Source organism: Microbacterium sp. 13-71-7 (assembly GCF_002257455.1).
Classification (GTDB): domain Bacteria; phylum Actinomycetota; class Actinomycetes; order Actinomycetales; family Microbacteriaceae; genus Microbacterium.
Genome location: NZ_NCKN01000273.1, coordinates 1 through 4,837 on the forward strand (window position 1 = coordinate 1; position 4,837 = coordinate 4,837).

Here is a 4,837-nt window from a genome sequence, read left to right on the forward strand (position 1 = left end):
GCTGCGACGGCGCGGGGTGAGGATCTGCTGGACGAGGAGGGCCGTCCTGGGCCGTGTCCGTCGACGCAGGAGTTGGCGGATTTCTCCCGGGCGTTGATGCTGCGGTTGGATCCGGACGGGGCCGAGCCGGAGGATCGGGCGGGGGAGCGGAACCGTGCGCTGCGGATCGGTGCGCTCCGGGGCGGGGTGCACCCGGTCTCGGGTGGGTTGCTGCCCGAGGTCGCCGCGCAGTTGCGGCGGCTGAACGATGCGCTCAACAATCCGGCGGCGAACGGATCGCCGTCGCTGGCGGCACCATCGTCGGTGTCGGGTTCGGCGCGCGCCGCGGTGTCGTTCAGCACCGACGGCATCACGCGCGACAAGATAGGTGAGCGCACCGGCTCTGAGCCCGACACGGTAGACGGGCTTCCCGTCCCGGACGACATCCGTACTCCCGCGCAGCGGAACCACGACAACCTCGCGATGATCTTGCACGTGGCAGCCGCGTCCGGGGGTTTCCCCGACCTGGGCGGTGCTGCCCCGACCCTGGTCGTCTCGGTCACGGCGGAGGACTACGTCCACGGGACGGGGCGGGCCCGTCTGGAGGGCACGGGCTGGGATGTCCCGGTCTCCGTTGCCCGGCACACGGCGTGTGCGGGTGGGATCCAGCGGGTGCTGTTCGATGAGCGGGGCCAGATCGTCTCGATCGGGACCACGGCCCGGATCTTCACCGCGGTGCAGCGTCGTGCGATCGTCCTCCGCGACCGGGAGTGCGTGATCCCGGGCTGCCACGTCCCTGCGACCTGGTGCGAGATCCATCATGTCCGTGAGCACGCTGCCGGGGGTCCCACGCACACGAGCAACGGTGTGGCCCTGTGCTGGCATCACCACCGCACCCTGGACACCTCGGGCTGGCAGGTCCGGATGCGTCACGGGGTCCCCGAGATCCGCGGCCCGCCTGGTGGGACCCCCACCGCGGCTGGCACCGCCCCCGCACCCACCACCGCTCCCACCGCACCCCCGCCCACGCCCTCGCCCCACCCGGATGACGAGGAGCACGGAAGGCCGATTCTCGCGTCCCAGGCGCGAGGATGGAAGCGTGGAGACGCAGGCGGAGTTTCGGCGGTCGAGCAGGGCGATCGGCTGGCAGGTCGCGGCGGTGTGCGCGGCGCTGGTGCTGTTGGGCGCCGGCCTCGCCCTCGCGTACATGTTCTGGCAGACCCGGCCGGCCGAGGTGAACGGGCCGCCGGAGCCGGGTTCCGTGCGCGTCTTCCTGGACCCGGCGGATCTGGTGCTCGGCGGGATCGTGGTCGGACTCGGGGCGATCGTGTGCGCAGGCGCCGCCGCGTGGCTCATCGCACGGCGCGCGGTGCGACCACTTGAGGAGGCGGCGCGGATCCAGCAGCGCTTCGTCGCCGACGCGAGTCATGAGCTGCGCACGCCCCTCGCCGTGCTCAACGCGCGCCTGCAGCAGCTCGCCCTGCTCACCCCGGCGGACGACTCGCGGCGCGAGATCGTCGGCGCGCTGCGCGAGGACGCCGGGATCATGTCCGGGATCGTCGATGACATGCTCGCCGCGGCGACCGGGGCGGCGCCGCAGCGCGGACGCTGCGCGCTCGGCGAGGTCATGACCGCCGCGGCCGCGGACATGGCGCTGCTCGCCGAGGGCCGAAGGGTGCGGATCTCCACATCGCCTCTGGCCCGGGAGGTCGCGCTCCCCGCCGCCGATCTGCGGCGCTGCCTGGTCGCGCTGATCGACAACGCCATCGATCACGCCCCGGCCGGCAGCACCGTGTCCGTGACAGCCGTCGCCGAGCGCGCCGCGGCCCGCATCGCGGTGGCTGACGGCGGATCCGGGATCACCGGGATCGATCCGGCGAGGGTGTTCGACCGCTTCGCGCACGGATCTCCCGCGGGAGGACGCCCGCCCGGCGGAGCCGGCGGGGGGTCCGGTCACGGGTCCGGTGGCGGAGCCGCAGACGGAAGCGGATCCCGCACCCGGTTCGGCATCGGCCTCGCCCTCGTGGCCGAGCTCGCCGAACGCCACGGCGGCGCGGTGCGCGTGGCCAGGACCGGGCCCGAGGGCACCGTGTTCGAGCTCGTCGTCCCCTTCGCCGACGGGGGCGCGGATCGATGAGCGGCCGGCTTCTGATCGTCGAGGACGACCCGCGCCTCGGCCCGATCATGCGCGACGTGCTCTCGGCCGGATGGACGGTGCAGCTGTGCGACTCGGCGGAGGAGGCGCTCGAGGCCGTCAGGGCGCGCGGCTTCGACGCGATCGTCGTGGACCGGCGGCTGCCGGGCATGCACGGCGAGGAGCTGGTGGGCGAGCTGCGCCGACGCCGGGTGAGCACCCCGATCCTCATGCTCACGGCGCTCGGCGAACTGCGCGACCGGATCGAGGGGCTCGATGCCGGAGCCAACGACTATCTCGTGAAGCCGTTCGAGTTCGAGGAGCTGAGCGCCCGGCTGCGCGCGCTCACGCGCGACTACGCGGCCCCCGTCGCCGGGATCGCGATCGGCAGCTGGACCTTCCACCCCGACGACCACAGCATCGATTCGCCCTACGCCGGCCGGATCCTGCTCACCGAAGCCGAATCCGCCTTCCTGGCCGTGCTGGCCTCCGAGCCGGAGCGCACGTTCTCCCGCGAGTACCTGCTCGAGGCGGTGTTCGCGCGCGGGGAGAGCCTGACCACGGTCGAGACCTACGTGCACTATCTCCGCCGCAAGACCGATCGGGACGTCATCCAGACCGTCCGCGGATCCGGCTACCGGCTGGGGACTCCGGCCTGATCCGGATCGGCCGACGCCGGCGCGCGATCCGGATCCGAGGCGATGGCCGCCGCCTCCCGCTGTCGCCGTGCGCGGACCATCCCGCGCACCCCGCCGATCGCCACAGGGGCGACGGAGACCACGACGATCGCGATCATGAGCAGGTCGATGTTGTCGACGACACCGGGGATCCCGCCGAGCAGCAGGCCGATCGCCGTCATCCCGCACACCCACGCCACGGCGCCGATCGCGTTCCAGGGCAGGAACCGGCGGTACGGCAGGCGCGCGGTCCCCGCGACGAGCGGCACGTACGTCCGCACGATCGGGACGAACCTGCCGAGCACGAGCGACAGCGGGCCGTAGCGCTCGAAGAAGCGCTCGGTCTCCACCAGGCGCGAGGTGCGCAGCACGCGGGCGTCGTCGCGGAACAGCCGTCGGCCGTAGCGCTTGCCCAGGACGTACCCGACCTGGTCGCCGAGCACGGCGGCCGGGATGCCGACGAGGATCACCTGCCACGGCTGGATCCCGAGGGGTCCGGCCAGGATCGCCGCCGTGACGAGCAGGGAGTCGCCCGGGAGGAACGGGAACAGCACCCCGGATTCGATGAAGATCAGCAGCGCGACGCCCGCGAGCACCCACGGCCCGAAGGCGTGCAGCATCGAGGAGGCGTCGGGGAGCAGCCCCGCAGGGACCAGGGCGGAGGCGAGAAGGTGCACGGTGTCGTCCTCCGGCTCAGGCGCCGAGATCCTTCAGCAGCACGGCGAGCTCGGCCTCCTGCGCGGCGGGGGCGGCCGCCTTCACGCCGGGGTGGTCGATCGCGTACGCCTGCAGCACGGCGTCCATCTCGTGGTCGAGGAACGTCCACGCGGTGGAGTCCGCCGCCTGCAGCGTGCTCTGATCGGCGTCCCACGCGTCGCGCATCTTCTGCACGGTCGCGTGGGATCCCGCCGTGTCGTCGCTCTTGTCCTGCTGCACGGCGGTCTGCGCGAGGGCGACGTACTTCGCGACGGCGTCCTTCGGCAGGTGCGCGGTGACCTGCTGGGGGGTGAGCTGCGACACCGGGCCGCTGGACGCGCCGTCGTCCTGTGCGGCCGCGGTCTGGTGCGGCAGGAGCGCGGCGACGGTGAGGATGATCGCCGTCAGAACGCCGAGCACGACGAATCCGACCAGTCCGGCCCGCTCGCGACCGGGACTCGTCACGACCCGGGAGGCGTGGGTGGCGTCGTAGGTCTCCACGACGTCGCGGCGGCTGACGGCGAGATAGATCACCGTGGCCAGGATCAGGCCGAGGAAGATCATGCTGGTCGCGAAGGTGCCGAGGCCCAGGCCGACGGGGTCGCCCGGGTTCGCGGGCTGCGCCGGGGAGCCGAGGAAGTCGCCGATGTTGGCGCCGAGCGGCCGCGTGAGGATGTAGGCCAGCCAGAACGACAGCACCGGGTTCGCCCCGCCGCGCCACAGTGCGGTGATCGCGAGGATGAGCCCGAGGGGCAGCAGCACGGCGACGCCAGGGCTCCAGCCCGTCAGCTCCAGGGTCCAGTCCCCCGTCGCGGTGCCGAGGGCGAACGTCACGAGCACGGTGAGCCAGTAGAAGCCCTCGCGCGGGCGGGTGTCGATCGCGTGGATCGACAGGGTGCGCTCCCGCGCCCACCAGATCCAGAACACCACCGCGAGCAGCACGGCGAACACCGCGGACGAGATCCACAGCGGCACGTTGAGCTGGTCGGTCAGGATGTCGGTGTAGAGCGTGCCGGTGATCGACACGACGACGACCGTCAGCCAGTACGGGAACGGCGAGTAGCGCCGGAGGGTGACCTGCACGGCCAGCACGACGGCGAGCACCCCGGTGAAGATCCAGGCCGTGTTCATGAGTCCGACGCCGAGCGTGAGGTTGATCCAGTCCGCGAAGCTCTCGCCGACCGTGGTGCACAGGATCTTGATGATCCAGAACCAGATCGTGACCTCGGGGACCTTGTTCAGCAGGCGGCCCGCGGTCGCCGCGCGCGCCGTACTCGTCGTCGTCATGCTTCGACGCTAGGGACGCGTCACCAAGGACCCGCCAAGGATGCCGGTTTCAGAGCGCGCACCT

Annotated in this window: 4 protein-coding genes and 1 pseudogene; 3 read left to right on the forward strand and 2 right to left on the reverse strand. The window is 72.2% G+C overall.

The annotated features are described in order from the left end of the window. Positions 1 to 96: 96 nt before the first annotated feature. From B7X32_RS21100 to B7X32_RS18505, 3 genes and pseudogenes are all read left to right on the forward strand, one after another. Positions 97 to 684, forward strand: a pseudogene (locus B7X32_RS21100) (DUF222 domain-containing protein); the annotation flags it as partial. Positions 685 to 1,078: 394 nt separating this feature from the next. Then, the gene (locus tag B7X32_RS18500; protein WP_292723039.1) at positions 1,079 to 2,116 is read left to right on the forward strand and encodes a HAMP domain-containing sensor histidine kinase; all 1,038 of its coding nucleotides are present in this window, start codon (positions 1,079 to 1,081) and stop codon (positions 2,114 to 2,116) included. Next, entirely contained in the window at positions 2,113 to 2,772 is a 660-nt protein-coding gene (locus B7X32_RS18505; protein ID WP_292723042.1) for a response regulator transcription factor, read from the forward strand. The genes B7X32_RS18500 and B7X32_RS18505 overlap by 4 nt, the downstream gene beginning before the upstream one ends. Here the strand turns inward: B7X32_RS18505 and B7X32_RS18510 are convergent. After that, positions 2,748 to 3,410: a DedA family protein gene (locus tag B7X32_RS18510; protein ID WP_292723049.1), complete on the reverse strand. Its 663-nt coding sequence runs from the start codon at positions 3,408 to 3,410 to the stop codon at positions 2,748 to 2,750. The two genes, B7X32_RS18505 and B7X32_RS18510, sit on opposite strands and share 25 nt — an antisense overlap. Positions 3,411 to 3,483: 73 nt before the next feature. After that, complete coding sequence (locus tag B7X32_RS18515; RefSeq protein ID WP_292723046.1) at positions 3,484 to 4,773, reverse strand: hypothetical protein; 1,290 nt, start codon at positions 4,771 to 4,773, stop codon at positions 3,484 to 3,486. Positions 4,774 to 4,837 lie beyond the last annotated feature (64 nt).

Coding starts and splice junctions, on each gene's coding strand:
- B7X32_RS18505 (WP_292723042.1), top strand. CDS start 2,113: ATGAGCGGCCGGCTTCTGATCGTCGAGGACGACCCGCGCCTCGGCCCG.
- B7X32_RS18510 (WP_292723049.1), bottom strand. CDS start 3,410: ATGCTGCACGCCTTCGGGCCGTGGGTGCTCGCGGGCGTCGCGCTGCTG.
- B7X32_RS18515 (WP_292723046.1), bottom strand. CDS start 4,773: ATGACGACGACGAGTACGGCGCGCGCGGCGACCGCGGGCCGCCTGCTG.